General features: G+C 73.3%; 21 protein-coding genes. 8 read left to right on the forward strand and 13 right to left on the reverse strand.

Annotation, left to right across the window (positions count from 1 at the left end; all coding sequences use genetic code 11):
* Window positions 1-5: 5 nt before the first annotated feature.
* The gene (locus ACWCQM_RS04650) at window positions 6-374 is read right to left on the reverse strand and encodes a type II toxin-antitoxin system RelE/ParE family toxin (RefSeq protein ID WP_450913886.1); all 369 of its coding nucleotides are present in this window, start codon (window positions 372-374) and stop codon (window positions 6-8) included.
* A 226-nt stretch (window positions 375-600) separates the two neighbouring features.
* Between ACWCQM_RS04650 and ACWCQM_RS04655 the strand changes: the two genes are divergently transcribed.
* From ACWCQM_RS04655 to ACWCQM_RS04665, 3 genes are all read left to right on the forward strand, one after another.
* The gene (locus ACWCQM_RS04655) at window positions 601-4,356 is read left to right on the forward strand and encodes an ABC transporter ATP-binding protein (RefSeq protein ID WP_450913887.1); all 3,756 of its coding nucleotides are present in this window, start codon (window positions 601-603) and stop codon (window positions 4,354-4,356) included.
* Between the two features lie 114 nt (window positions 4,357-4,470).
* A complete protein-coding gene (locus tag ACWCQM_RS04660; protein ID WP_450913888.1) occupies window positions 4,471-4,887 on the forward strand; it encodes a hypothetical protein in 417 nt (138 codons plus the stop codon).
* A 77-nt stretch (window positions 4,888-4,964) separates the two neighbouring features.
* The gene (locus ACWCQM_RS04665) at window positions 4,965-6,452 is read left to right on the forward strand and encodes a S28 family serine protease (protein WP_450913889.1); all 1,488 of its coding nucleotides are present in this window, start codon (window positions 4,965-4,967) and stop codon (window positions 6,450-6,452) included.
* A 61-nt stretch (window positions 6,453-6,513) separates the two neighbouring features.
* On the opposite strand, the gene ACWCQM_RS04670 is transcribed toward ACWCQM_RS04665, so the two are convergent.
* The 3 genes from ACWCQM_RS04670 to ACWCQM_RS04680 form a co-directional block, all read right to left on the reverse strand.
* A complete protein-coding gene (locus ACWCQM_RS04670) occupies window positions 6,514-7,134 on the reverse strand; it encodes a hypothetical protein (protein ID WP_450913890.1) in 621 nt (206 codons plus the stop codon).
* A gap of 102 nt (window positions 7,135-7,236) precedes the next feature.
* A complete protein-coding gene (locus ACWCQM_RS04675) occupies window positions 7,237-9,093 on the reverse strand; it encodes a glycoside hydrolase family 3 protein (RefSeq protein ID WP_450913891.1) in 1,857 nt (618 codons plus the stop codon).
* Between the two features lie 124 nt (window positions 9,094-9,217).
* Window positions 9,218-10,126 carry a LysR substrate-binding domain-containing protein gene (locus ACWCQM_RS04680; protein WP_450913892.1) on the reverse strand — a complete coding sequence of 303 codons (909 nt, stop codon included), beginning with the start codon at window positions 10,124-10,126 and terminating at the stop codon, window positions 9,218-9,220.
* 100 nt (window positions 10,127-10,226) lie between these two features.
* Between ACWCQM_RS04680 and ACWCQM_RS04685 the strand changes: the two genes are divergently transcribed.
* Entirely contained in the window at window positions 10,227-11,129 is a 903-nt protein-coding gene (locus tag ACWCQM_RS04685) for an EamA family transporter (protein ID WP_450913893.1), read from the forward strand.
* 1 nt (window position 11,130) lies between these two features.
* On the opposite strand, the gene ACWCQM_RS04690 is transcribed toward ACWCQM_RS04685, so the two are convergent.
* The 7 genes from ACWCQM_RS04690 to ACWCQM_RS04720 form a co-directional block, all read right to left on the reverse strand.
* On the reverse strand, window positions 11,131-11,919 hold the full coding sequence (locus tag ACWCQM_RS04690) for a sugar phosphate isomerase/epimerase family protein (RefSeq protein ID WP_450913894.1): 789 nt from the start codon (window positions 11,917-11,919) through the stop codon (window positions 11,131-11,133).
* 107 nt (window positions 11,920-12,026) lie between these two features.
* Window positions 12,027-12,602, reverse strand: coding sequence for a GAF domain-containing protein (locus ACWCQM_RS04695; protein ID WP_450914088.1), 576 nt, complete (start codon window positions 12,600-12,602; stop codon window positions 12,027-12,029).
* Between the two features lie 4 nt (window positions 12,603-12,606).
* Complete coding sequence (locus tag ACWCQM_RS04700; protein WP_450913895.1) at window positions 12,607-13,488, reverse strand: S8 family peptidase; 882 nt, start codon at window positions 13,486-13,488, stop codon at window positions 12,607-12,609.
* 3 nt (window positions 13,489-13,491) lie between these two features.
* Window positions 13,492-16,656, reverse strand: coding sequence for an adenylate/guanylate cyclase domain-containing protein (locus ACWCQM_RS04705; protein ID WP_450913896.1), 3,165 nt, complete (start codon window positions 16,654-16,656; stop codon window positions 13,492-13,494).
* A 208-nt stretch (window positions 16,657-16,864) separates the two neighbouring features.
* The gene (locus ACWCQM_RS04710) at window positions 16,865-17,110 is read right to left on the reverse strand and encodes an aroma-sacti cluster domain-containing protein (protein ID WP_450913897.1); all 246 of its coding nucleotides are present in this window, start codon (window positions 17,108-17,110) and stop codon (window positions 16,865-16,867) included.
* Window positions 17,107-17,841, reverse strand: a complete 735-nt coding sequence (locus ACWCQM_RS04715; protein ID WP_450913898.1) for an iron-containing redox enzyme family protein — start codon at window positions 17,839-17,841, stop codon at window positions 17,107-17,109. Before ACWCQM_RS04715 ends, ACWCQM_RS04710 begins: the two co-directional genes overlap by 4 nt.
* Complete coding sequence (locus ACWCQM_RS04720) at window positions 17,838-18,923, reverse strand: radical SAM protein (RefSeq protein ID WP_450913899.1); 1,086 nt, start codon at window positions 18,921-18,923, stop codon at window positions 17,838-17,840. Before ACWCQM_RS04720 ends, ACWCQM_RS04715 begins: the two co-directional genes overlap by 4 nt.
* A gap of 323 nt (window positions 18,924-19,246) precedes the next feature.
* Here ACWCQM_RS04720 and ACWCQM_RS04725 point away from each other — a divergent pair, with 323 nt between their 5' ends.
* The 3 genes from ACWCQM_RS04725 to lanKC all read left to right on the forward strand — a co-directional run bounded on the left by ACWCQM_RS04725 (window position 19,247) and on the right by lanKC (window position 23,667).
* Window positions 19,247-19,405, forward strand: coding sequence for a hypothetical protein (locus ACWCQM_RS04725; protein WP_198959660.1), 159 nt, complete (start codon window positions 19,247-19,249; stop codon window positions 19,403-19,405).
* Window positions 19,406-19,582: 177 nt separating this feature from the next.
* Window positions 19,583-20,983: an MFS transporter gene (locus ACWCQM_RS04730; protein WP_450913900.1), complete on the forward strand. Its 1,401-nt coding sequence runs from the start codon at window positions 19,583-19,585 to the stop codon at window positions 20,981-20,983.
* Window positions 20,984-21,051: 68 nt separating this feature from the next.
* Window positions 21,052-23,667, forward strand: coding sequence for a class III lanthionine synthetase LanKC (gene lanKC / locus ACWCQM_RS04735; RefSeq protein ID WP_450913901.1), 2,616 nt, complete (start codon window positions 21,052-21,054; stop codon window positions 23,665-23,667).
* Between the two features lie 158 nt (window positions 23,668-23,825).
* On the opposite strand, the gene ACWCQM_RS04740 is transcribed toward lanKC, so the two are convergent.
* Window positions 23,826-24,290, reverse strand: coding sequence for an ArsI/CadI family heavy metal resistance metalloenzyme (locus tag ACWCQM_RS04740; protein ID WP_450913902.1), 465 nt, complete (start codon window positions 24,288-24,290; stop codon window positions 23,826-23,828).
* An 87-nt stretch (window positions 24,291-24,377) separates the two neighbouring features.
* Window positions 24,378-25,772 carry an NAD(P)-binding domain-containing protein gene (locus ACWCQM_RS04745; RefSeq protein WP_450913903.1) on the reverse strand — a complete coding sequence of 465 codons (1,395 nt, stop codon included), beginning with the start codon at window positions 25,770-25,772 and terminating at the stop codon, window positions 24,378-24,380.
* A 105-nt stretch (window positions 25,773-25,877) separates the two neighbouring features.
* Here ACWCQM_RS04745 and ACWCQM_RS04750 point away from each other — a divergent pair, with 105 nt between their 5' ends.
* Entirely contained in the window at window positions 25,878-26,243 is a 366-nt protein-coding gene (locus ACWCQM_RS04750; RefSeq protein ID WP_450913904.1) for an ArsR/SmtB family transcription factor, read from the forward strand.
* The last annotated feature ends 261 nt before the right edge of the window (window positions 26,244-26,504 follow it).

The following is a 26,504-nucleotide window of genomic DNA, read 5'->3' on the forward strand; positions in this document are numbered from 1 at the left end:
CCTCTCTAGACGTCGCGAGTGAACGTGTCATGAGCCGGCTTGTGCTCCGTCTCGCAGGTGGCCTTCGCACGCCTGGCGCGAGTGACTTCCGCATTCTCGCGTCGGCGCGTCTTGCGGAAGACGGTGAGCAACACGATGCGGCGCTCCGGCGCAAGCCAGTACGAAATTCGGACTGCCTCGCGATGGCGCCCCAGGTCGAATCGCAACTCCCGCACACCATCCCCCAAGTATCTGGAGTGCGGCTCGCTCAACGTCGTAGGGCTTCTGGACAGACGCTCAGCGGCGTGCGCCGCCCGCTCGTAGTCGCTCGCCGACAGATTTGTCAGCCACAGTCGGACCTCCGGCTCGATCTCGATGATGAAATCTGCATTCATACACTGGAAGGTATATGCCTTCCAATGTATGACATTCGATCCCGAGAGGGAAGGCGGCCCAACGAGTGACGAAAGCCGGGCCGGTTGACGCCGGGTCCTAGGACCACCCGCCCGCTTCTGGGCCCATCGGCCGAGAATTGTTGCGGAAGGATGAAATCCGCAGCTGACGGCGTTGGGGACATGCGGTAGGTCAGGCGGGGCAACGGGGCGAGAGCAGGAGGCACGGGTGGCGGGCGCGGAGAAGCGGAGCGGGGAGAAACAGGGCTGGGGCCGGCGGCTGAGCGGATACGCGTGGCGCTACCGCCGCAATGTCGTGCTCGCCCTCGGCTCCTCGCTCGCCGGCATGGCCGTGATGGCCCTCGTCCCGCTCATCACCAAGGTGATCATCGACGACGTCGTGGGGAGCCACACCCGCTCCCTCGGCGTCTGGACCGGTCTGCTGATCGGCGCGGCCGTCCTCGTCTACGCCGCCACCTTCGTCCGCCGCTACTACGGCGGCCGGCTCGCACTCGACGTACAGCACGATCTGCGGACCGAGATGTACGGCACCCTCACCCGGCTCGACGGGAAGCGGCAGGACGAGCTCTCCACCGGTCAGGTCGTCGGCCGTGCCACCAGTGACCTCCAGCTGATCCAGGGCCTCCTCTTCATGCTCCCGATGACCATCGGGAACATCCTGCTCTTCCTCATCTCCCTGGTGATCATGGCGTGGCTCTCGCTGCCCCTGACCCTCATCGCCCTCGCCGTCGCCCCCGCCCTCTGGTTCATCGCCCGCCGCTCCAAGGCCCGGCTCTTCCCCGCCACCTGGTACGCCCAGAGCCAGGCCGCAGCCGTCGCCGGAGTCGTCGACGGAGCCGTTTCCGGCGTCCGGGTCGTGAAGGGCTTCGGCCAGGAGGAGCAGGAGACGGGCAAGCTCCGCGAGGTCAGCCGCAGGCTCTTCGCGGGCCGGCTGCGCACCATCCGGCTGAACTCCCGCTACACCCCGGCGCTCCAGGCCGTCCCCGCGCTCGGCCAGGTCGCGATGCTCGCCCTCGGAGGCTGGCTCGCCACCCGGGGCGAGATCACCCTCGGCACGTTCGTCGCCTTCTCCACCTACCTCGCCCAGCTCGTCGGCCCGGTCCGGATGCTCGCCATGGTCCTCACCGTCGGCCAGCAGGCCAGGGCCGGTGTGGAGCGCGTCCTGGAACTCATCGACACCGAGCCGTCCATGAAGGACGGCACCAAGGAGCTTCCCGCCGACGCCCCCGCGAGCGTCGAGTTCGACGACGTCCGCTTCGGCTACGACGACGACCGCCCCGTCCTGGACGGCTTCTCCCTCACCATCGAGCCCGGCGAGACCGTGGCCGTCGTCGGCGCCTCCGGCAGCGGCAAGTCCACCGTCTCGCTCCTGCTGCCCCGCTTCTACGACGTCTCGCACGGCGCGGTCCTGGTCGGCGGCCACGACGTCCGGGAGCTGACCCAGCAGTCGCTGCGGGCCGCCATCGGGCTCGTACCGGAGGACAGCTTCCTCTTCTCCGAGTCCGTCGGCGCCAACATCGCGTACGGAAGTCCCGGCGCCACCCAGGAGCAGATCGAGCGGGCCGCCCGCGCCGCCCAGGCGCACGGCTTCATCTCCGAGCTGCCCGAGGGGTACGACACCAAGGTCGGGGAACACGGCCTCACCCTCTCCGGCGGCCAGCGCCAGCGCGTCGCCCTGGCCCGCGCCCTCCTCACCGACCCGCGCCTGTTGCTCCTGGACGACGCGACCTCGGCCGTCGACGCCCGGGTCGAGCACGAGATCCACGAGGTCCTGGCCCAGGTCATGGAGGGCCGCACCACCCTGCTGATAGCCCACCGCCGCTCCACCCTCGGCCTCGCCGACCGCATCGCCGTCCTCGACCAGGGGCGGCTCGCCGACATCGGCACGCACGCGGAGCTGGAGCGCCGCTCCGCGCTCTACCGCCGGCTGCTCACCGACCCGGACGAGATGGGCGGCACCTCCCCGGGCCACCGGCCCTCGGCGGTGGCGGCGCCCGAGGACGACCGCGCGCTCCAGGAGGAACTGGACGCCGAGTTCGACGCCGAGCGCGGTGTCACCCCCGAGCTCTGGATCCGCAAGGAGCAGCCGCGCGACAGGGCCGCCGCGGGCATGCCCGCCACTCCCGAGCTCCTCGCCCAGGTCGACGCGCTGCCGCCCGCCACGGACGTCCCGGCCATCGACGAGGCGAGCGCGGTGCGCCCGGAGCAGTCCTACGGGCTGCGCAGGCTGCTGCACGGCTTCGGGGCCGCGCTGCTGGTGAGCCTCGGGCTGGTCGCCGTCGACGCCGGCATGGGCCTGCTGCTGCCCGTGCTGATCCGGCACGGCATCGACGACGGTGTCACGAAGATGGCGCTCGGCGCGGTCTGGGCGGCGGCCGGCCTCGGCCTGCTCGCCGTCCTCGTGCAGTGGGCGGCCCAGATCGGCGAGACCCGGACGACGGGCCGCACCGGTGAGCGCGTGCTGTACTCCCTGCGCCTCAAGATCTTCGCGCAGCTCCAGCGGCTCGGCCTCGACTACTACGAACGCGAGCTGACCGGCCGCATCATGACCAGGATGACGACGGACGTCGACGCGCTCTCGACGTTCCTCCAGACCGGTCTGGTCACGGCCTTCGTCTCCCTCGTCACCTTCTTCGGCATCACGGTCGTGCTGCTCGTCCTCGACCTCCAGCTGGCCCTGGTCGTCTTCGCCACGCTGCCGCTGCTGATCGTCGGCACGTTCTTCTTCCGCCGCAAGAGCGTCAAGGCGTACGAGCTCGCCCGTGAGCGCATCAGCGTCGTCAACGCCGACCTCCAGGAGTCCGTCGCCGGGCTGCGGATCGTGCAGGCCTTCCGCCGCGAGCACGACGGCGCCGAGCGCTTCGCGGAGCGCAGCGACCACTACCGCCGGGCCAGGGTGCGCGGGCAGTGGCTGATCTCCGTCTACTTCCCCTTCGTGCAGCTGCTCGCCTCGGTCGCCGCCGCCGCCGTGCTGATCGTCGGCGCGGGCCGCGTCGACAACGGCACCCTGACCACGGGCGCGCTGGTCGCCTACCTCCTCTACATCGACCTGTTCTTCGCCCCCGTGCAGCAGCTCTCCCAGGTCTTCGACGGCTACCAGCAGGCCAGCGTCTCCCTCGGCCGCATCCAGGAGCTCCTGCGGGAGCCGACCTCCACGGCCGACCACGAGGAGCCGCAGGACGTGACCTCGCTGCGCGGCGAGATCGCCTTCGAGGACGTGTCGTTCGCGTACGCGGGCGAGGAGGAGGCCCTCACCGGCATCGATCTGCGCATTCCGGCCGGCCAGACGGTCGCCTTCGTCGGCGAGACGGGGGCGGGCAAGTCCACGCTGGTCAAGCTCGTCGCCCGGTTCTACGACCCGACGAGCGGGCGGGTCACAGCGGACGGCACGGACCTGCGCCGCCTCGACAGGACGGCGTACCGGCACCGGCTCGGAGTCGTGCCCCAGGAGGCGTACCTCTTCGAGGGGACGGTCCGCGACGCCATCGCCTACGGGCAGCCGCAGGCCACGGACGCCCAGGTGGAGGCGGCGGCCAGGGCGGTCGGCGCGCACGACATGATCGCCACGCTGGAGGACGGCTACCTCCACGAGGTCGCCGAGCGCGGGCGCAACCTCTCGGCGGGCCAGCGCCAGCTGATCGCGCTCGCCCGCGCCGAGCTGGTCGACCCGGACATCCTGCTGCTGGACGAGGCGACCGCCTCCCTCGACCTCGCCAGCGAGGCCCAGGTCAACCAGGCCACCGACCGGCTGGCGGGCCGGCGCACCACGCTGGTGGTGGCCCACCGGCTGACGACGGCCGCCCGCGCGGACCGGGTCGTGGTGATGGACCGGGGCAGGGTCGCCGAGGACGGCACGCACGACGAGCTGCTGGCCAGGGAAGGCGCCTACGCGCGGCTGTGGCGGACCTTCATAGGAGAAGGGCTCGACGAGGGCATAGGGGAAGGCGCCCCGGCAGGAGTCTGAGCCCCTCCGCAACCTCAGGGGCCCCTTCTCGCGTCGTACACCCATGCGTACGTGTGTCGGGAGAGGGTCGATGCGTTCGAAGGAACGGGTGGGGTGGACGAGGTGGCGAGACCGATGAAGCCCGCGGAGCGGCCGGGGTCCCGGGCGGCCGGACGGCGTGTGGCGGTGACGCTCCTCGTCCTGCCGCTGCTGGGCTCCCTCGGCCTCGTACTGGGGCCCACCGGAGCGGCGCCCGCCCAGGCCGTGTCCGGCTGCTCCGGCCGGCTCGCCAAGACGGTGACGTTCTCCACCGGCACGCTGCGCGTCTACAGGACCCGCTCGTACGCCTGCGCCGTCACGGTCGCCAAGAAACCGGGCGCCCGCCGTTCGATGAAGGTGTCGTTGCAGCCGCGCGGGGGAAGCGCGGTCGTCGACAGCGGCAGGTTCACCCAGCTGGCCGGGCCGGTCAAGGTGCACGCGCTCAACCGGTGCGTCCGCGCGTCCGGTTCCGTCGGCGGCTCCTCCGCCTCCACCGGCTGGATTCTGTGCTGAGGTACAACTGGGTCTGGCGTGGCAGGTGTTGCCCCCGCTAGGTTCACGGCGTCTGTCGTGAATCAAGGGGAGGGTGCATGCGCAAGGCGCTCAGAGGCGTTCTGTCGCTCGCGGTGCTCATCGGCACAGTGAGTGCGACCGGGGCCTCGGCCGGTGCGGCCACCGCCGCGGAACCGGCCGCGAAGCAGAACAGCGGCTCGACCAGCAGCAGCAACGAGAGCGGCACCGAGGACATCAAGGACCGCATCCTGGCCATCCCGGGGATGAGCCTGATCGAGGAGAAGCCGTATCCCGGCTACCGCTACTTCGTCCTCAACTACACCCAGCCGGTGGATCACAAGCACCCGTCCAAGGGCACGTTCCAGCAGCGCGTCACCTTGCTGCACAAGGACACGAGCCGGCCGACGGTCTTCTTCACCAGCGGCTACAACGTCTCCACCAACCCCAGCCGCAGTGAGCCGACGCAGATCGTCGACGGTAACCAGGTCTCCCTGGAGTACCGTTTCTTCACTCCGTCCCGCCCGGCGCCCGCCGACTGGTCGAAGCTCGACATCTGGCAGGCCGCCAGCGACCAGCACCGTGTCTTCACCGCGCTGAAGAAGATCTACTCCCAGAACTGGATCTCCACCGGAGGCTCCAAGGGCGGCATGACGGCCACCTACTTCGAGCGCTTCTACCCGAAGGACATGGACGGCGTCGTCGCCTATGTCGCCCCCAACGACGTGAACAACAAGGAGGACTCGGCGTACGACCGGTTCTTCGAGAACGTCGGGACGAAGGAGTGCCGCGACCGGCTGAACGGCGTCCAGCGCGAGGCCCTCGTCCGCCGGGAGCCGCTGGAGAAGAAGTACGAGGCGTACGCCGCCGAGAACGGCCTCACCTTCAACACCGTCGGCACGCTCGACAAGGCCTACGAGGCCGTCGTCATGGACTACGTCTGGGCGTACTGGCAGTACAGCCTCCTCGCCGACTGCGACTCCATCCCGGCCGACGCCCCGAACGCCACCGACCAGGAGATCTGGGACTCCATCGACGGCATCTCGGGCTTCTCCGCCTACGCCGACCAGGGACTGAACACCTACACGCCGTACTACTACCAGGCGGGCACCCAGCTGGGATCGCCCGACATCCAGCAGCCCTGGCTCGGCGATCTCAGCCGCTACGGCTACCAGCCGCCCCGCAACTTCGTCCCGCGCTCCATCCCGATGAAGTTCCAGCCCTCCGCGATGCGTGACGTCGACAGCTGGGTCCGGCACAACGCCACCCGCATGCTGTACGTCTACGGCGAGAACGACCCGTGGGGCGCCGAGCCCTTCCGTCTCGGCAGGGGTGCGCACGACAGCTACGTCTACACCGTGCCGGGCGGCAACCACGGCTCCAAGGTCGCCGGTCTCGTCGCCGACGAGAAGGCCCGGGCCACCGCGGCCATCCTGCGCTGGGCCGGGGTCGCGCCCGCGGCCGTCCAGGCCGATCCGACGCAGGCGAAGCCGCTCGCGAAGTTCGACAAGCGCCTCGATGTGAGGGACGCCGAACTCCGGCGCGAGCAGGGGACACTGAGGCCCTAGGGGGCCTTCGTCCGGGCCGGCTCCGGCCGGACCGAAGTGGGCTGTGCGCGCCGGGTGTTGTTCACATCCGGCGGGCGCAGCCCACCGGTCTGTCCCCGCCCAGCCGCACATACAGGTCCGTCGTGTCCGGGCAGAGCGCGCGCCGGGCCACCGCCGAGGCGATCTCGAACTCCGGTGGCCTCTCGCCCGATCCGTCACAGGCGGTCTCCCTGACCTCGCCCTCGCGGAAGCCGTGGACACAGTCCCCGACGACCGTCAGCGGACCTCCGCCCTGCCCGGGATCGCCCGGGTGCGGGGACTCCAGATTGCGCATGCAGGCGTATCCGCGCGGCTGGTCGCCGGGGCCGCCGGGGGAGGGGCCGCCCCGCGAGATGTGCAGGACGAAGTCGGTCGTCGGCGGGCAGGGCGGTCCGTCCGAGGGAGCGCCCGTGTGACGGGCGAGCACCCGCGCCGCCGCCTTCTCGCTGCCGCACGACACCTCGCGGAACGCCTCGCCGCGCGAGCTGCAGTCGGCCGGCCCCAGGAACTCCACCCCGTAGCCCGAAGGCGCCGAGCCGACCCCCGACCCGGTCGCAGGTGTGCTCGACGCACTGCCCACGGGGTGCCGGCAGGCCGTCAGGGCCAGCGCGGCGGCGACCGGCAGCAGGGCGCGCAGCACTGCCCCGACACGGCGCTTCTCCATGGCTGACCCCCCAGGTCACGCCCCTGAGGACGTGCACCCAGCGTGACCCGCCGGGGCGGGCACACGCCAGGTGCACGGGGTGTTTTTAGCTCGTTGGGGTGGTCAGGACGAGGGAGAGGCGTACCTCCTGTACGACAGCCCGAAGCCGACCGGGTACAGCGCCTGCGCGGGAGCGTCCGCGCGCTGCACCGGTACCGGCAGCCTGCCCTCCGGCTCGGCCCGTCCCGCGATCACCCGGGCGGCGGCCCGGAGTTCGACATCCGTCCAGGAGTACGCGGCGAGGGCGGCGGCGAAGCCGGTCCCCGCCAGCTGGGCGATGTCGTACGGATTGCGGATCGCCAGGGCGATCACCGGGACCCCGGTCGCCGCCAGCGCGCTGACCAGGGCGCGCTGGGAGCTGGTCGCCGAGACGTTGTACGTGCCCACGACCACGGCGTCCTTGCCCTGCGCCGCGGCCACCGCCTCGGCGATCCTCGCCTGGGTCGGAGCCGTGCCGGTGGACAGCGCGGTCGCGGTGTAGCCCAGCTCCTGGAAGGCCCCGGCGAGCGTGGTGGTCGGGGGGCCGGTCGTGCCGGAGGGGGACGCGGGATCGGCGCCCACCACCAGGAGGTTCCTGTGGGAGCGGCGCGAGAGGGGCAGCAGCCCACCGGTGTTGGCGAGCAGCGTGGTCGTCCGCTCGGCGATCCGGTCGGCGGCGGCGAGATGGGAGGGGATGCCGACGGTGCGGTCGACGCCCCGGTGGGTGACATAGGGATCGCGGAACAGCCCGAGCTTCGCCTTCAGCCGCAGGATGCGCAGGATCGATTCCTCGATGCGGGCCTCGCTGATCTCGCCGCTCTTCACGGCGTTCAGGACGGCGGTCCAGGCGACCTTGAGGTCCGGCGGGTTCAGCAGCTGGTCGACACCGGCCAGCAGCGCGAGGACGGGGACGCGCTCGTCGCCGTACTTCGTGCGGACGCCCTCCATCCCCAGTGCGTCGGTGACCACCACGCCGTCGTAGCCGAGCTCCTCGCGCAGGATGCCGGTGAGGATCGGGCGGGACAGGGTGGCCGGGTCCTCGGAGGGGTCCAGGGCGGGCACCACGATGTGCGCCGTCATGATCGAGTCGATGCCGGCGGCGACGGCGGCCCGGAACGGCGGGGCGTCCAGCTCGGCCCACTGCTCGCGGGTGTGGTGGATCACGGGCAGGCCGGTGTGGCTGTCGGTGCTGGTGTCGCCGTGGCCGGGGAAGTGCTTGGCCGTGGCGGCGATCCCCGCGCTCTGATAGCCCTTCACCTGTGCGGCGACCAGAGCGGCCACCGAGTCGGGGTCGGAGCCGAAGGAGCGTACGCCGATGACGGGGTTGGCCGGGTTGACGTTGACGTCCGCGTCCGGCGCGTAGTTCTGGTTGATGCCCAGCGCCGCCAGCTCGCTCCCGGCGATCCGGCCCGCCGTGCGCGCGTCGGAGCGGGAGCCGCCCGCGCCCAGGGCCATCGCGCCCGGCAGCAGCGTCGCGGGCTCGCCGACGCGGCACACGATGCCGTGCTCCTGGTCCGTGGAGACGAGGAGCGGCAGCGGGGTCGGCCCGGCGAGCCCGGCCCGCTGGATGCCGTTGGAGAGATCGGCGATCTGGTGCGGGTCGCGGGTGTTGTGCGCCCAGGCGAAGTAGATGATGCCGCCGACGTGGTACGTGGAGATCAGCTCGGCGGCGTCGCGTACCCCGATCTCGGCGAGGTTGGCATCGACGTCCGCCTGGTCGGGCTCGGTGGCGGAGTGGCCGTACACCCGCATCACGAAGAGCTGGCCGACCTTCTCCTCCAGGCTCATCCGGGCGATGAGCCGCTTGAGGCCACTGTCCGGTGAGGCGCCGGAGGCGGCTGCCCGCGCCGTCCCGGGAAGGGCGACGGCGCCGGTCGCCGCGGCTGCGGCGGTCGCTGCGGTGGCGGTGAGGAGGGTGCGTCTGGAGGTGCGGTTGTGCACGTGAGCCCCTTCCGGTGCTGAAAGAAACTTCCAAGAAGGTACGGATATATGGAAAGTAACTACCAGTCAAGGGGGCGGCCCGTGAAGGGGTGTGACACACGGACGTGCGTGGGGTGCCGCCCGCTCAGGACAGTCCGGCCCCCGCGCCCCGGCCGCGCAGCACCGAGACCGCCGCGATGATCGCGGGCCGCCGCGCCGCCTCCGTGCGCCACAGGGCGTACAGCCTCCGTACCGGCACGGGGTCCAGCCGCACCGCTACCACCCCGGCCGGCAGCGGGCCCCGGCCCAGCCGGGGGATCATCGCCACCCCGAGCCCGGCCGCGACCAGGGCCAGCTGGGTGTGGTTCTCCTCCGCCTGGTGGCGGATGTCGGGCTCGTACCCCGCCGTCCGCAGCGTCCGTACGAGCCAGTCGTGGCACACCGTGCCGGGCGGCTGGCAGATCCAGCGCTCCCCGGCCAGCTCCTCCCTGCGCACCGCGTCCCGGCCGGCGAGCGGATGCCCCTGGGCGACCAGCAGATCGCACCGGTCGTCACCGATCACCGCCTGCGCCACACCCTCCGGCGCGGGCAGCGGTGAGATGTCCCAGTCGTGGGCCACCGCGAGATCGATCACGCCCTTCGCCACCAGATCGACCGAGAGGTGCGGATCGACCTCGGTCAGCCGCGCGTCCAGCTGCGGGTGCTCGCGCTGCAGCTCCGCCAGCACCCCGGGCAGCAGCCCGCGCGCCGCCGAGGCGAACGCGCCGATGGACAGCCGGCCGGCGGGGAGGCCCCTGCGCTGTTCGAGCGTCGTCTCGGCCCGCTCGACGATCGCCAGCAACTGCCGCGCGGTCTCCGCGAGGTGCAGGGCCTCCTCGGTGAGCGCCACCCCGCGCCCCCGCCGCTCCAGCAGCATCGTGCGGGTCTCCCGCTCCAGCTTGGTGATCTGCTGGGAGACCGCCGACGCCGTGTAGCCGAGGGCGGCTGCCGCGCCCGCGACGGAACCGTGGACGGAGACGGCGTGCAGGGCGCGCAGCCGGGACAGGTCGAGCACCGGAGACCTCCGAGCGGGCGGGAAGCATGAGCAGTGCTTAATCCAACCATGAAGAAATCCGCGCTGGTGCTACATGGTCCCGGCATCGGATGCTCGGTCCATGCGTCCCCTCCACATCGCCCTGGCGGCCCTGGTCGCCGCCGTCTGGGGTGTGAACTTCGTCGTCATCGAGCTCGGTCTCGCCCACTTCCCGCCCCTGCTCTTCTCCGCCCTGCGCTTCCTCGTCGCCGCGCTCCCCGCCGTCCTCCTCGTGGGGCGGCCCACCGTCGCGTGGAAGTGGATCATCTCGGTGGGGCTGGTCCTCGGGGTCGCCAAGTTCGGGCTGCTCTTCATCGGGATGGACCGGGGGATGCCCGCCGGACTCTCGTCCCTCGTCCTCCAGGTCCAGGCCGTCTTCACTGCCCTGTTCGCGGCGCTCGCGCTCGGCGAACGACCGGGCAGGACCAGGGTGCTGGGGATGGCGGTGGCCCTCGCGGGCATCGGCGTGGCCGCCGTGGACGAAGGGGCGGGCGGGCCCGTCCTCGCCTTCGTCCTGGTCGTCGCGGCGGCGGCCTGCTGGGGCGTGTCGAACGTCCTGACCCGCAGGGCCGCCCCGCCCGACTCCCTCAACTTCATGGTCTGGGTGTCGACCGTGCCCGTGCTGCCGCTCCTCGGCCTCTCCCTGCTCTTCGAGGGCTGGGAGAGGGACGCCGAGGCCCTGTCGTCGCTCGACTGGAGCGGCGTCGGCATCATCGTCTACGTCGCCTGGATCACCACGGTCTTCGGCTTCGGGGCCTGGGGCTTCCTCCTCCGCCACCACCCGGCGTCGTCCGTGGCCCCGTTCACCCTGCTGGTGCCCGTGTTCGGGATGTCCTCCGCGGCGCTCCTCCTGGGCGAGTCCATCAGCCCCCTGCGCTGGTGCGCGGCGGCGCTGCTGGTCGGCGGGGTGGCGCTGACCTCGCTCGCGAGGCCCCGCCGCACCCCTGTCCGGCAGCGGCCCGACGCCGAGGAGGCGCTGGTCTGACCTACTGCTTCGGCGCGCCGAGCCGCAGCAGGTGCTCCCGCCCCGCGGCCAGCAGCTCCGGCAGCTCGGCCGCCCCGGGGTACCAGCGCTTCTCGTACTCCCAGCAGACCCAGCCGTCGGAGGCCGGGGTGTCCAGGCACGCCTTCAGCGGCAGCACCCCGGCGCCGAGGGCCAGCGGCGTGGTCTCCTCGGCGGAGGCGATGTCCTTGACCTGTACGTATCCGAGGTGCGGGGCCAGCACCGCATGGGTGGCCGCCGGTTCCTCGCCCGCCAGCCAGGTGTGCATGACGTCCCAGATCGCACCGATCTGCGCATGCCCGACGGTCCCGACGACCCGGGCCACGTCGGCCCCCGCGCGGTGCGAGTCATGGGTCTCCAGCAGGATGCGTACGCCCAGGTCGGCTGCGTGCGGGGCCGCCGCCCCCAGCCGCCGGGCGGCGGCCGCGTCGGCCTCGGCGGGGTCCTGGTCCCCGGCGCCGGGGAACACCCGGACGTAGGACGCGCCGAGATCGCGGGCCAGCTCCACCAGCTCCGCCAGCCCGGCGATCACCGGCTCGTCGTCGCCCGGGGCCGCGACCCGCACATACCCGGCGACGGTCAGGATCTCGACTCCGCCGCGCTTGAACTCCTCCGCCACGGCGGCCCGTTCGAGCGGACTCAGGCCGGGGTGGACCGGCTCCTCGGGGTGGGCGCGCAGCTCCACCCCCTGGTACCCGTTCCCGGCCGCGAGCCGCACCACGTCCGCCATGGGCAGCCCCGGTACTCCGAGGGTCGAGAAAGCGAGCTTCACGTCGTGTCCTTCCACAGGGGGCCGGCGCGCGGAACCGCCCGGCACTCTCCGGCTCCTGCCCTACGGACCCGGCCGTCACTCCCGCGCGACGCCCAGCGTACGGGCCCTCAGCCCGTGCCCCGCAGGAGTCGCTCCAGGCTGCCGAGCAGCTGCAACGCGTCCTCGCGCCGTTCACCCTCCAGTACGCGTGCGTCCGCCCGCTGCGGAGCGAGCACCCGCAGCGCGGCTGCCGCCTGCCGGGCGAACATCGCCAGCAGGTCCAGCTCACGGACGTCCGACCGGGCCTGGGGGGAGGGGTCCAGCACCTCCAGCACCCCGAGGACGCGTGCGTCGCTGATCAGCGGGGCGGCCATCAGGGCGTCCGGGACGTACTCCGTGGACTCCGCCAGCGAGCGGTCGAAGGACGTGTTCCGGCTCAGGTCGTCCACGATCATCGGCTCGCCCGAGGTCGCCACCCAGCCGGCGATGCCGCGGCCCGCGGGGAACCTGCGCCCCACCAGGAACGCCTCGCCCTCCCCGGAGACCGCCTGGAAGACCAGCTCGTCCGCCTCCTCGTCCAGCAGGCAGACGGAGCTCGCCGCCGCCCCGAAGATGGCGCGCGCCACGTCGACGACCGACTGGAGCAGCTCGTGCCGGGCCGCTTCACCCGGGCCGGGTACGGGGAAGGACGCCGGAGGGAGCATGGCGTCAGTTCTCGGAGTCGTCACGGGTATCTCCTGCCGCAGTGGAGGGACGCGGGTCCGCGTGCACGTTGGCCGCGGACAGATAAAGGGCGTTCTTGAGCTGAAAGGCCGTCATCCTGGGGTGCCCGGACAGGACACGGGCACAGAGCCCCGCGACGTACGGGGTGGCGAAGCTGTTCCCGGTGGTGCGGATCGTCGTGCCGCCCAGCCACGGCACGGACACGTTCTGCCCCGGCCCGAAGAACTCCACCGGCGGCTCCGGGTTGTACAGGTGCAGCTCGTCGTCCTCCTGGTGGCTCCCCACGGAGATCACCGACGCGAACCGCCAGGGGAAGCTCTCCACCGGGGTGTTGTGGGCCGACGCGACGAGCACCGTACGGCCGAAGTAGGCCTGGTCGGCCAGCCCGTGCAGCTCGGGGGCGAAGCGGGACCGGGTGGTCGACAGGCTCAGGTTCACCACGTCGAAGCGCTGCTCCACGGCCCACCGGAGCCCGGCCATCAGAACGTCACCGGTGCCGGAGAAGCGCTCGCCGAGCACCCGGACGCTGTGGATCTCGCAGTCGGGGGCGGTACGGCGGATGATCCCCGCACACGCCGTCCCGTGCCCGCAGGTGTCGCCGGTGTCCGACGGCTCGACCGTGATCTCCCCGCTCTCCGGGTCCTTGACCACCACCCATGAACTCTCCACCGGGCCCACCAGCGGGTGGTCGAGCTCCACGCCCGAGTCCACCACGCACACCCGCACGCCGCGCCCCGTCGCCTGCTCCGCGGGCAGGCCGCCCGGCGGCCCCACGTCCGCGGGCACCGGTACGTCATCGGGGCCGCGCCCGCGCAGGCTCCAGGTGAGCCCCCGCCCCGGCACCGTGCCTGTTCCGACGGTTCCCATCGGTCAGCTCCTCTCCGTCGTGGTGACCATGGCCTCGTCCTCGTCCGGCACGCAGCCGGCGGCCCTGCGGGCCCCCGGCAGATGGCCCTTGCTCACGAAGTGGTCCCGTGCCGCCCGTGCCGAGACCAGCGCGGGGGCCTGCCGCCCGAGCGCGAACAGGGTGCGGGCCCGGTCCAGTTCGGCCGTCGCCCGTACCAGCGGGGAGTCCGTGAGCAGCGACGCCCGCACGGCCCGGTCCGCGTGACCGGCCGCCTCCGCCGGACGCCCGTCGGCGGCGGCCAGCCTGCCCCGCAGCCCGTCCAGGTCGACGGCGTCCGCCGGGCTCAGCTCCGACGCCTCGCCCATGCCCGCGATCCAGGCCGCCGCCCGCCCGGTCCGGCCCTCGTCCAGCTCGATCCGGGCCGCGTCCAGCGCCACGGCGGTCCGCAGCCCCGCCGCGTCGGCGCGCCGGGCCGCCTCGTCGGCGCCGGCCAGCAGCTCCAGCGCCGTGCCGCCGTGCCCGAGCAGCGCCTCGACGGCGGCCCCGAACACCGGCAGGAACACCTCGGCCTCGGCGAACCGCAGCTTCCCGGCGAGCTCCTGGGCCTCGGCGAGGCAGGCGCGCGCCTCGCGGGGCCGGTCCTGGAGCGCGTACAGCACCGCCAGAGGGCAGTTGAGGGTGAGCCTGACCGTCGGACGGCCCTCGCCGTGCGCCGCCAGCAGCGCGCGGCAGCGGGCCACCGCCTCCGGGGCCGGCACCGGACCGCGCCACAGGGAGATGCCGATGGCCCCGAGGGCGCCGGCCCGCTCCGGCTCGGCCCCCGCCAGGACCGCCTGCTCCAGGGCGCACGCCTGGTCGCGTTCCGCCTCCTCGTGCCGGCCGGCCTGCTGGAGGTGCTGGGCGAGCCTCAGATGGGACCGGGCCCGGCCGACCGCGTCCCCGGCCGCCTCGAAGACCGGCAGCACCTCCCGCGCCGTGGCCGTGAGCCCGGGGCCCGGGCCCGAGGGATCCAGCACGGCGAGCGCGAGCCTGGCGTGCGCGGACTCCACCGGCACCGACTCCATCCCGCTCACCCGGCGCAACAGCCCGGCCCCGCTCGCGGTCCGCCCGAGGGCCACCCGGACCTCGCCGAGCCTGCGGACCGAGCCCGCGTCCTGCGGGTCCAGCTCGACCGCCCGCTCCAGCAGGTCGTCCGCCCAGGTGAGGTCGGACCGGGAGGCGGCCTGGGCCCCGGCGCGGCCCAGCGCGGCTGCCGCACGGCCGCGCAGCCGGACGGTCCGGTCGTCGAGCAGCCCGAGCTCGGTCCGGTAGCGGCAGGCGCGTTCGAGATGGCCGCCGACGGCGCCGTCCCCGGCCCGCAGCACCCTGGGCAGTTCCGCCGCCCAGGCGTGGCGGTCCGCCTTGGCGCGCTTGGACAGCGACGCGTACGTCACCTCGTGCACCAGCCCGCTGCTGAACCGGTAGCCCGACGGACCCGTCCCCGGCGCCGGCTCCACCAGGCGCCGCCCGGTCAGCGCCACCAGTACGTCCTCGATGCGCCCCAGGTGGTGCGCCCGCTCGGCGGGGGACACCTCCACCACCGCGGGGCCCCGCCGCTCCGCCAGCCGCGCGGACGTCTCCAGCAGGAGGAGCTCCACCGAGGTGAACTCGCGGCCGACCACGGCGGCGAGATCGACCACGGTCCGCTCCGTCCGGGCCAGCGCCCCGATCCGGGCGCCGAGCAGGGCCTGGAGCGTGGGCGGCAGCCCGGCGTCCCCTCCGCCCGGGGCCACCCTGTCGACCCCGCCGCCCACCAGCAGCTGCTCCAGATGGAGGGGGTTGCCCTCCGCACGCGAGAGGAGCCGCTCGTCCACCGGTCCGGTGCCACCGTCGAGCCCCGCCAGCAGCCCGGCGAGCCGGACACTCTCCTCGCGGGGCAGCCCGGAGATCTGGAGGCAGCCCTCGGTGTCCGCCGTCCCGTCCGGGCGGCCCACACAGACCACCAGCACACCCGCGGGCCCCGAACCGTCCGCCAGCCGCTCCAGCGTGCGCATCAGCAGGGGCGCCGCCTCGTGCGTGTCGTCGAGCACCAGCACGAAGGGCCGGCTCCGGGCGGCCCGGCCCAGCGTCGTGGCCAGGGCGGCGCACAGGTCCTCGAACGGGGCGTTCGGCGTCCCGTCGCGCAGCACACCCGCGCGGAGCAGGGCCGTCGCGTCGTCGGCCGCCGTGCCGGACCGGGGAGCGCGGTCCTCGGACGGGTCCGGGGCACCGGCGAGGTCCGGCAGGCCGCGCAGGGCGTCGGCGAGGGGGGTGAGCGTTCCCTGATCGCCGTGCGCGCGGCACCGGCCCGCGCCGTAGGTGAGGAGTCCCGAGGCCGAGCGCCGTGCCAGCCACTCCCGGATCAGCCGAGTCTTGCCGATGCCGGGCTCCCCGGTGACGCGCAGCAGGGCGGCCCGCCCCTCGCGCACGGTGCCCGACAGGGCCGCGTCCAGCGCCCCCTGCTCGGCGCCCCGTCCGACGAAGGGCACGTCGAAGCGGCGCAGCAGCGCCGGATCGTCCGCGCCCAGGGCCAGCAGCCGGTAGGCCTCCACGCTGTCCTGCTTGCCCTTCAGCCGGAGTGGGCCGGTGGGCTCGGCCAGGACCGTGGGTCCGGCGGCGAGCAGGGTGTCCGGGCCGATGAGGATCTCACCGGCGCCGGCGTGCTGCTCCAAACGCGCGGCGATGTTGACGGTCTCCCCGGAGACCAGGGCCTGACGGGCCGTCGCGTCACCACCGGCCACCACCTGCCCGGTGTTGACGCCGATCCGGGTCGCCAGCGTGATGCCGAGCGTGGCGCCCAGCTCCTCGTTGAGCGCGGCCAGCGCGTCCCGCATGCCGAGCGCCGCGGCCAGCGCACGCCGGGCGTCGTCCTCCCGGACCACCGGCACACCGAACACCGCCATCACGGCGTCGCCGATGAACTTCTCCGGGGTGCCGCCCCGCGCCACGATCTGGGCGCTCATCGCCTCGAAGTACCGCAGCGTCACCGTGCGCAGGGTCTCCGGGTCCAGCACGCCCGACAGGGCGGTGGAGCCGACGAGGTCGCAGAAGAGCACCGTGACCGGCTTGCGTTCGTCCTCCCCGGGGGCGGCGACGGCGCACGGCGTCCCGCAGGACGAGCAGAACCTGGCGTCCTCCGGCAGGTCCTGGCGGCACGTGGGGCAGTTCATGACGATCCCTTCTCTGCGGGGGCGGGGCTGCGCCGCGCTGCCGGGCGGGCAGGGCCGGTGCGTACCGGCCCCGCCCCCACCGGGGCCGGACCCACCGGGGCCGGACCCACCGGGGCCGGACCCCCGGGGCCGGACCCAGGGACCGGCCGGACCGCGCGGACACGGCTCAGAACAGGGCGGACACGGCTCAGAACAGCGCGGACACGGCTCAGAACAGGGCGCCGCCGGCGATCTCGCCGTGCGCCCGGACCTCTGGTTCGACTGCGTCCAGCCGGCTCTTGATGTCCAGCAGCACCGCGAGCTCCTCCTCGGTGAGCTGGCTGAGCACGAGGCGCTGCTCGTCGGTGAGCATGTCCACCGGCAGCCCGGCCTCGTACAACGCGTCGGGCAGCGCGGGCGGTCCACCGCCCCCGGGCGTCCCGGGGAGAGCGCTGCTGTCGGGTGGTCCTGTCATGGGGTGACTCCCGTCGGTGAGAGAGGTCCGGCCCCCCGCGGCAGCGGCGCCGCCGCGGAGCGCGCGAGCCGGACGAACAGCCTGGTGAGCGCGTCAAGGGAGTGCAGGGCGCTGACGGTCACGTCGGACTCCTGGGCGCGGGTCAGCGGCAGCCGGTCCAGCAGCGCGTACAGATCGTCCAGATGGCCCGTGTCCAGCGCCGCGTGCTCCCGCACCGTCCGCAGGGCGGCCTCCGGCAGACCGGTCGTGCGCGCGATGCGGGAGGTCAGACCGGCGGCGGGCGCGTACCCCTCCAGCACCGCGATGTAGCCGAGCAGGGCCACCGGGTGGTGGTGCTCGATCCAGTAGTACTGGGAGCCGGCGAGCGCGGCGACGACCGGCGCCGGCATCGGGGCGAGGGCGTCCGCAGGCAGTGAACCCGCCGCGCGGATGTCCTCCAGCAGCCAGACGTCGTGGCCCTCCTCCTCCCGGATGTGCTCGCGGAGATACGCCGCCAGGGGGCCCGCCAGCGGATCGCCGCAGACGTCCAGCAGCACGGCCCGCTCCAGGGCGCGTTCCATCAGCGGCACGGAGGCCCGCACCACGGCGTGCATGGCGCACAGATAGCGCCGGTAGCGCGGCAGCAGCTCCTCCTCGCGCCACATGTACGCCATCGCGTCGAGCAGGTCCGCGTCCAGCAGCCCCAGGGTGACCCGCAGCCGTGCCGAGGAGCTCGGCCCGGGGGCGCTCACCGGGACCCGCCCGGGGCGGTCGAACGGGCCAGGACCAGCGGCGCGTACGCGGCGCAGCCGTGATGCCGTACGACACCCACCGGCCCCCGCGCCGCCCCGCGGTGGGCCGCGGTCAGGTCCAGCAGCGCGCCAGGTGCCCCCGCCGCCACGGCGTCGGCCTCGGCGGCGACCCTGTCGTCGGAACCCAGGGCCCGGCAGCCGTCGCAGTAGGAGGCGCCCCGGGAGGGGACACCGGAGCGCGCGGCCAGATGGGCGGGGCCGACCGTGCGGATCATGCGCAGCACGGGTGACTCCAGGGCCCGCCGGCGTACGGCCGCCCAGTCGTCGGTGGCGATGTGCCCGAGGCGCAGGTGGGCGGGGGCCGGCCGCCGGTCCACGGTGTCCTGGTTGCAGCAGGCGAGCACCGTCCCGTCGAAGGCGACCACCGGCCAGGCGGCCATGGCGCACGGGGAGACCGTGCCCGCCTCGGGGACGGTGCGGGCGGACGCCGCCCAGGAGGCCGCCCGGCCGAACGGCCGCACCTCGTTGACCAGTGAGGGGACCTGACCGCCGAACTCCTCGTCCACGGCGCGGGTGATGTCCGCGAGGTAGGGGTCGTCCGCCCCCGTCCCCGTGAGGTGGAAGCTCACCGCCACACCCGTCTCCCGCACCCGGTGCACGGCGCGGAACACGTCGGCGCGGGGGACCTCCCGCTCGTGGTGGGCGTCGAGGCTGGCGGAGAAGTGGTCCACCCCCGCGATCGCGCGCAGGACCGGCGGAGGAATGTCCCGGGAGCGGGCGAAGAACATGCCGCTGAGCAGCGCCGTGCGCGAACCCGCGGCGCGCGCCCGGGAGCTCAGCTCCTCGACGAGTGCGGGCAGCAGCAGCGGTTCACCCCCGGTCAGCATGACCACGTCGGGCCGGTCGGCGGCGGTGAACGAGCCGACGAAGCGCACCAGTTGGCGGGCGTCCGGCTCCTCCCGCACGGCCAGGGACGATCCGGTCGAGCAGTGGGCGCAGCTCAGGGGGCAGCGCCGGGTGAGGCCGAGCAGCAGACCGGCGGCCGGGAAGGGCCGCCGTCCGACGAGTTCGCCGAGTTCCATGCGGGGCCGCCTCCTTCAGAGGGCCGGGGCGCGTCAGGCGCGTACCCAGACTCCGGCGCACCGGTTCGAAGGCGGTCCACGGCCGGTTCATAAGCGGTATGGGCCCAGCTCACCGGCCCCGCCGGACCCCGCCCGAACACCCCGGCCAGGGCCGCGCACACGCTCCGAACTGGCCGGATACCACTGCCATACCGCTGCCGAAGCGTCTCCCAGGCCGGGCCTCCTAACTTTCTCGGCAACGGCAGGCAACAGCCCGCCGCACCGGACCGCGGGACATCCCGCCGGCCCCGGGCCAGTGCAGTCACGAGTGGACGGAGACCACCATGTCCGAGAACACCCAGCCCGTCGCCGACGACAACAACGACGAGACCCCCGAGGTCGAGGCGCACTCCGTGCTGGACCTCCAGGAGACGGCCAACAAGGAGATCGAGGCCCCGGGCGGCAGCTGCGTCAGCGTGATCAGCGTCGTCCTCGCCGACTGACCGGGCACACCGGGGCGGCGCCGCGGAGGGACGGGGGAGGACCTCTCCCGCCGTGGCGCCCGGCCCGCCGGTGATGTGGGGCGGTTCCGTCGTGACGGAGCCGCCCCGCCGTCGCTTCCGCGGCCCGGACGGGGCCGCACCCCTCGTCACGAACCAGACCGTCCCCGGGAGTTCACGATGACCACGCCGCTGCGCGGCAACAGGGATTTCCGGCTGCTCTGGCTGAGCGGCCTCTTCGCCGTCCTGGGCGGGCAGATGAGTTCCCTCGCCCTTCCGCTGCTGGTGCTGAAGGAGACCGGATCGGCGGTGCAGGCCGGTGCCGTCGGGACGGTGTCCGTGGGAGCCGTGCTGCTCACGATGCTGCCCGGCGGGGTGATGGCCGACCGTGTCGAACGCCGCCGGCTGATGCGGATCTGCGACGTCGGCAGCCTGTTCGTCGTCACCGCCCTCACCGCGGCCGTCTGGTCCGGACACGTCCCCATGGCCCTCGTCCTGCTCACCGCCACGGCGGGCGCGGTGATCGGCAGCGTCTACGGGCCGGCCGTCTTCGGCCTCATGCGCGCGGTAGTCCCGGCCGATCAGATGGGCACCGCCACCGCGCGGCTCCAGGCGCGCACCCAGACCGCCCGGCTCGTCGGACCCCTGGTCGGGGGAGCGCTGTTCGGCATCCACCCGGCCCTGCCGTTCGCGGCCGAGGCGCTGGGCCTGCTGCTGTCGACCGTCTGCGTGGCCCTCGTACGCACCCGCTCGCGGGCCAGGCGGAAGGCGGGCGCCGTGTTCAGCCGGCGCGAGCTCCTGGCGGGCCTGACCTTCCTGTGGGGCCTGCCCTATCTCCGTACGGTCCTCCTGGTGTTCGGCCTGGGCATGAACTTCGCGTTCGGGGCACTCACCTTCACCGCCCTGACCGCGTTCTCCGACGGGGGCACGTCCGGCGTGGGCGGCGGCTTCGTCCTCACCTGTGTCTCCGCCGGGGCGCTGTCCGGGGCGCTGCTCGCGCCGAAGCTCAGCCCCGCCCGGCACACCCGGGTCCTGATCGTCGCCACCTGCTGGACCTGTGTGGTGGCCGCCGGGGTGATGGCCCTGGTCAGCCGGCCGGTGGTGGCCGGGCTCATGTGCGCGTTCACCATGTGCCTGTCGACGATCGCCAGCATCGGATTCCTCTCGAAGCTCCTGGTCGTGACCCCGGAGGAGCGCGTGGGCCGGGTGCAGAGCGCGGCGGGCTTCCTGTCCTCCATGGTCCAGCCGTTCGGGCCGCTGGCCGGAGGCGCCCTGCTGACCGCCTTCGGCGCCCGCTGGGCCTTCGCCCTGACCGGCTGCGTGCTGGCAGTCTCCGCCCTCGTGGTCACCTTCGCCCGCTCGGCGCGGACGGAGCCGGCCCCGCCCCGGGCGGAGGAGCCCGCCGGGACGCCGGAACCCGGGCCCGCCCCGGACCCGGAGCGCGCGGCTGCCGTCCCTTCGGACCACGCACCGGCCGTCGCTACGGACCGAGCACCGTCGGCTGTGACGGACCCCCGCGCGCCGGCCGTTGTCACGGACCACGCACCGGCCGTCGCGAAACCCGCCGTCACCGGGGACTGATCCGCGAACCGGGGCCGCCGCCCACACCGTCCGCCGCCCCCGCGGGCTTCGAGAAGAGAGAGCCGAGCGTGCCAGGCATCCAGGAAACCCAGCTGTACTGCCTCGCCGACCGTACGTACTTCGACACCCCGGCCCGGCTGCCCGACGAGGAGTCGCGGTACCGGCTCGACACCGATCCGCCCCCGGCGGGCTGGCGCCGTGAGTCCGTGGGCCTGTGGACCTCGCTGGTGCCCGAGCACGCCGAACTCGCCGAACAGGGCTGGAAGATCCATGTGTCCACCGTCCCCGGCGAGGCCGAGGACACCCTGCGGGACACCGCCCGGATCTGCGTCCGCCACGGTGTGCCCTTCAAATTCCTGCGCAGCGAGCGGGCGTTGCTGCTGATGGCGGGCAAGCACGTCAACCGCAGCGGCGCGGGAAAGTTCATCGCGGTCTACCCGCCCGACGAGACCGTGTTCCTCGCCCTGGCCGACGAACTGTCCCGGACCCTGGAGGGACGCAGCGGCCCCTACATCCTCAGCGACCTGCGGATCGGCGACGCACCGGTCTACACGCGCTACGGCGCCTACGTCCCCCGCTGGTGCGACGACGCGGAGGGCCGCCGGGTCCTCGCCCTGCGGGACCCGTCAGGGAAGCTCGTCCCCGACGAGCGCGGCGTGGTGTTCAAGATGCCCCCGTGGGTCCAGGTCCCCGAGGCCCTGCGACCGCACCTCGCCGCACGCGCCGCCGCCCGCGACGACTCCTTCCCGTACACGGTCACCTCGGCCCTCCAGTTCTCCAACGCCGGAGGGATCTACCTTGCCGAGGACCGGGGGACGGGGCGGCGCGTGGTCCTGCGCGAGGCGCGCCCGCACTGCGGTCTCGACGCCGTCGGCGACGACGCCGTCACCCGCCTGCACCGCGAGCACCGGGCGCTGACCGCGCTGGCCGGACTGGACTGCGTACCCGAGGTGTACGGGGTGCGGACCGTGTGGGAGCACCACTTCCTCATCGAGGAGCACATCGAGGGGAACACCCTGCTGGAGGAGATCGTCGCCCGCTTCGCCCTCGTGCGCGGGGCGGACTCCGCGGACGAACTCGCCCCCTACGTCGCGTGGACCGAGTCGGTGACCGGTGAACTCACCCGCGCCCTGGAGGCGATCCACGCGCGCGGTCTGCGCTTCGGCGATCTGCACCCCTCCAACATCATCGTCCGGCCCGACGGACGGGTCGCCCTAGTCGACTTCGAGTACGCCACCGCCCTGGACGACCAGGAGACCCCGCTGGCCGGCGGCCAGGGCCTCCAGGCCCCCCAGGGCACCCCCGGGGCGGAGGCCGACGCCTACGCACTCTGGGCGACCTGGCTCTCCATGCTGATGCCGGTCATGGAGATGGCGGGACTCGAAACGGCGAAGGCCCTCACCCTGGAGCGCTGGGCCCGCGAGCGGTACTCCCTTCCGGCCGGGGCGGGACCACGCCGGCCCGGACTGCTCGGCGGCCTCGACGCCTCACGGCGCCGGGAGGCCGGGGTGGCGGCCCTGTTCGAGGGGCCGGAGGTCGACTGGGCGGGGATACGCACAGGGCTCCTCGCCGGCATCCGTGCCGGAGCCACCCCCGGACGGAGGGACCGCCTCTTCCCGGGCGGCCCGGGTCTCTTCAGGACCGGCGGGACCGATCTCGTGAACGGCGCGGCCGGTGTCCTGTACGCCCTGCACCGGACGGGCGCCCCCGTCCCGGGGGAGTGGACCGACTGGCTCGCGGCGGCGGCGCTGCGCAGGGACCCCGCGGAGGCCGGCGGACTCTACGACGGGCTGCCCGGCGCCGCGCTGGTGCTCTCGCTCCTGGGCCGGAAAGAGCAGGGACGGGAGGTGTGGGAGCGCGCGACTGCCGTCGCGCCGGCGACTCCCTCGGCGGATCTGCTCACCGGCCGCGCGGGCACGGCGCTCGCCGCCCTACGCGTGGCCCGCGCGGACGGCGCCGCCCCCGACCCCCGGCTCGTCGAGAGCGCCCTGCGCACCGCCCGGGACCTGGACCGGCTGGTGCGCGGCGAACACGTGGACAGCCTCAAGCCGCCGGAGTCGGCCGGGCTGCTGCGCGGACTGAGCGGAGCCGCGTTCCTCCTCCTGGAACTGCACGCGCTGACCGGCGAGGAATGGCTGCGCCGGGCCGCCCGCACCGCCCTGGTACGGGAGGCCGGACACCTGGTCACCATGGACGACGGCTCGCTCCAGGTGAAGGACGGCCGGCGCCATCTGCTCTATCTCGACCAGGGCAGCTCAGGGGTCGCGCTGGTCGCGCAGGCGTACACGGCCCGGTACGAGGACGAAGAGCTGAGCGCCCTGATCCCGGCCGTGGCCCAGGGCTGCGCCATGGAATTCGTCCGTGAACCAGGGCTGTTCACCGGCCGTGCGGGCCTCGCCGCGGCGGCGGGCCAGCTCGACCCCGTGACCCGGACCGGGCCCCGCGTCATGGCCTCCGTACGCAACCTCGCCTGGCACCTCGTCGCCGACGAGGACAGACTGCTCGTCCCCGGCGCGACGCTGCGGCGCTTCTCCGCAGACCTCGGCACGGGGGCGGCGGGGCTGCTGCTCGCCCTGCACTTCCTGTCGGGGGCCCGGGACACGGCCGACTGCCTGTCCGGGCCCCGGGACACGGCGGGTGCGGAACGCCCCCCGGGTCTGCTGGAGCTGCTGACCCTCGGCTGAGTTGTGGGCTTGGCCGTCGCGCCGGGCACCGGCCGCGTGCCGACGAGCCCGGCAGATCGTGGGATCGACGCTGACCTCCCAGGTGATCAGCCCGCCGCGTCCGCCCTGGCCTGCAAGCCGCCCTGTTCCGGTCGCGGCCCCGTGGGCGTCGGGCTTGGTCACGGGCAGCAGCCACCGGCCTCGACGGGCGTCGGCGGGCCTGCTTCGGTGACGGGGCTCGCGCAGCAGGTGCTGTTCTTCTGCTTGGCCATGGAGCCGGCGTCTGCCTTGACGACGTAGACCTCCCACGGTTCCTTGCCGGGGCCGTGGATCCAGACCTTGTCCTGGAGGGCGTAGCAACAGGTGGTGTCGTTCTCGACGTCGGTCGCCAGCCCTTGGTCCTGGAGGCGGGTCGTGGCGGAGTGGACGTCTTCGGTGGTGGCGACTTCGACGCCGAGGTGGTCCATGCGGGTGTCCGCGCCTGGTGTGCCCTGGACGAGGACCAGCTTGAGCGGTGGATCAGCGATGGCGAAGTTGGCGTACCCGTTGCGCAGTTTGGCCGGCTCGGTGCCGAAGAGCTTGCTGTAGAAGGCGATCGATGCTTGGAGGTCGGGGACGCGCAAGGCGAGTTGTATGCGTGACATGACGTTCCTCCGGACTCGGAGCGGTAGCGTCCGGGCCGGGAGCGGCGGGAGCGGCGGGAGCGGCGGGAGCGGCGGGGGTGCGGTGTTTCAGGACCCGCAGCACCCACCGGACGCCGTGTCCTCGGCGGCTGCGACCGGCATGGAGGTGCCGGTGCCGATCTGTACGAGGGTGGGTGCCGGAGCGCAGCAGCCGCCTTCGTCGGCCTGGCCGTCCGCGGGGTCGTCGAACAGTCCGGCGCCGCCGCAGACTCCGGTTTCGGGGAGGGTGAGTTCGACGCGGTCGGCGGACTCGGTGTCGCCGGCGATGGCGGCGGTGACGGAGCGGACCTGTTCGTAGCCGGTCATGGCGAGGAAGGTGGGGGCGCGGCCGTAGGACTTGATGCCGACGAGGTAGACGCCCTTTTCGGGGTGGGACAGTTCGCGGTGGCCGTGCGGGTAGACGGTGCCGCAGGAGTGCTGGTTCGGGTCGATGAGCGGTGCGAGCTCGACCGGCGCCTGCAGGCGCTCGTCCAGGCAGAGGCGGAGCTCGGACAGGAAGGACAGGTCGGGGCGCAGGCCCGTCAGGACGATGACTTCATCCACCGGATCAAGGCGTCGGCCGTCCTCACCGACGAGGACCAGGCGGTCGTTGTCGGTGCGCTCGATGACTTCGGTACGGAAGCCGGTGACGGCGTCGGCGTACCCGTCGTCGACGGCGGCTTTGGCGGCCAGGCCCAGGGCGCCTCGGGCGGGAAGCTGGTCGGCGCTGCCCCCGCCGAAGGTGGAGCCGCTGATGCCGCGCCGCAGGATCCACACGGAGTGCGTACCCGGTTCGCTCGTGGCGAGGTCGGCGAGGGTGGCCAGTGCGGTGAACGCGGAGGCCCCGGAGCCGATGACGGCGGTGCGCTTTCCCGTGTACCGGGCCCGTACTGCGGGGTCCTTGAGGTCAGGGATGCGGTAGGAGATGCGGGCGGAGGCGGAGTGTTCGCCCAGAGCGGGGAGGCCATCGGCGCCGATCGGGCCGGGGGTGGACCAGGTGCCGGACGCGTCGATCACGGCACGGCCCGTGATGCGCTCCTCGGCGCCGTCCGCGAGCTCGATGCGGAGGGTGAAGGGCTGCTGGTCCCGGTCGGCGTCGACGATCCGGTCGCGGCCGAGGCGGGAGACGCCGGTGACGGTGGCGCCGTAGCGGACCTTGTCCCCGAGGGCATCGGCGAGCGGCTGGAGGTACTGCTCGGCCCAGTCTCCGCCCGTGGGGTAGATGTCCGCGGCGGGCTTGGTCCAGCCGGTCGGCGCCAGGAGCTTCTCGGCAGCGGGGTCGGTCAGTTCACTCCAGGTGGAGAAGAGCCGTACGTGCGACCAGTCGCGCACCGCGGTGGCCGCGGAGGGCCCGGCTTCCAGGACCAGTGGTTCGATGCCTCGCTCGACGAGGTGGGCGGCGGCTGCGAGCCCGGCAGGGCCGGCGCCGATGACGACTACCGGAAGGTGTGCAGTGGTGGTCATGGCGGGTGATGCCCTCCGGGACGGGCGACCGAACCCGGCCGCTGTTTCGATTGCTGTCTATATTCGAAGCTTGCCACTCGCATCGATGAGTGTCAATATAGACGTATGTCGAAGTCGCAGGTGGTGGAGCTGCCGGTTCTGGACCCCGGAACGGCGGTGCCGTGCTGCCCGCCGATCACTGCGGGAGAGCTGTCGCAGGACGACGCGGAGCGGATGGCCCTGATGTTCAAGGCGCTGTCCGACCCGGTCCGGCTTCGGCTGTTCTCCAGGGTCGCCTCACATCCCGGCGGCGAGGCGTGCGTGTGCGACATCCAGGACGTCGGCGTCTCCCAGCCGACGGTCTCCCATCACCTGAAGAAGCTGCGCGAGGCCGGCCTGCTTACCTCGGAGCGACGCGGAACATGGGTCTACTACCAGGTCGCCCCGTCCGTCGTGGCGGCCATGGCCGCCACGCTTGACCTGCGCAGCTGACTCCCCCGCCCGCCCCTGCGGGCCAAGCGGCGCAGCAGGCTCGAGCGAAGTCCAGCTGCTTGCGGCGCAGGTGGTACCCGGCGATGAGCCCGGCTTGCCCGCCGCCGATCACTGCTACGCCTGTCTGCCTGGTCACGGCGTCAGGACCGCCGCGCTTGGCTCCTCGCTGCGGCACGCACAGGGCACAGCACCCGGCGAGCTCCGGTTTCGCCTGGAACTCCCAGCGGTCTGCCGAGCCGCACGGTCCGGGATGCGGCGCGG

It is taken from the genome of Streptomyces sp. NPDC002125, from assembly GCF_053593715.1.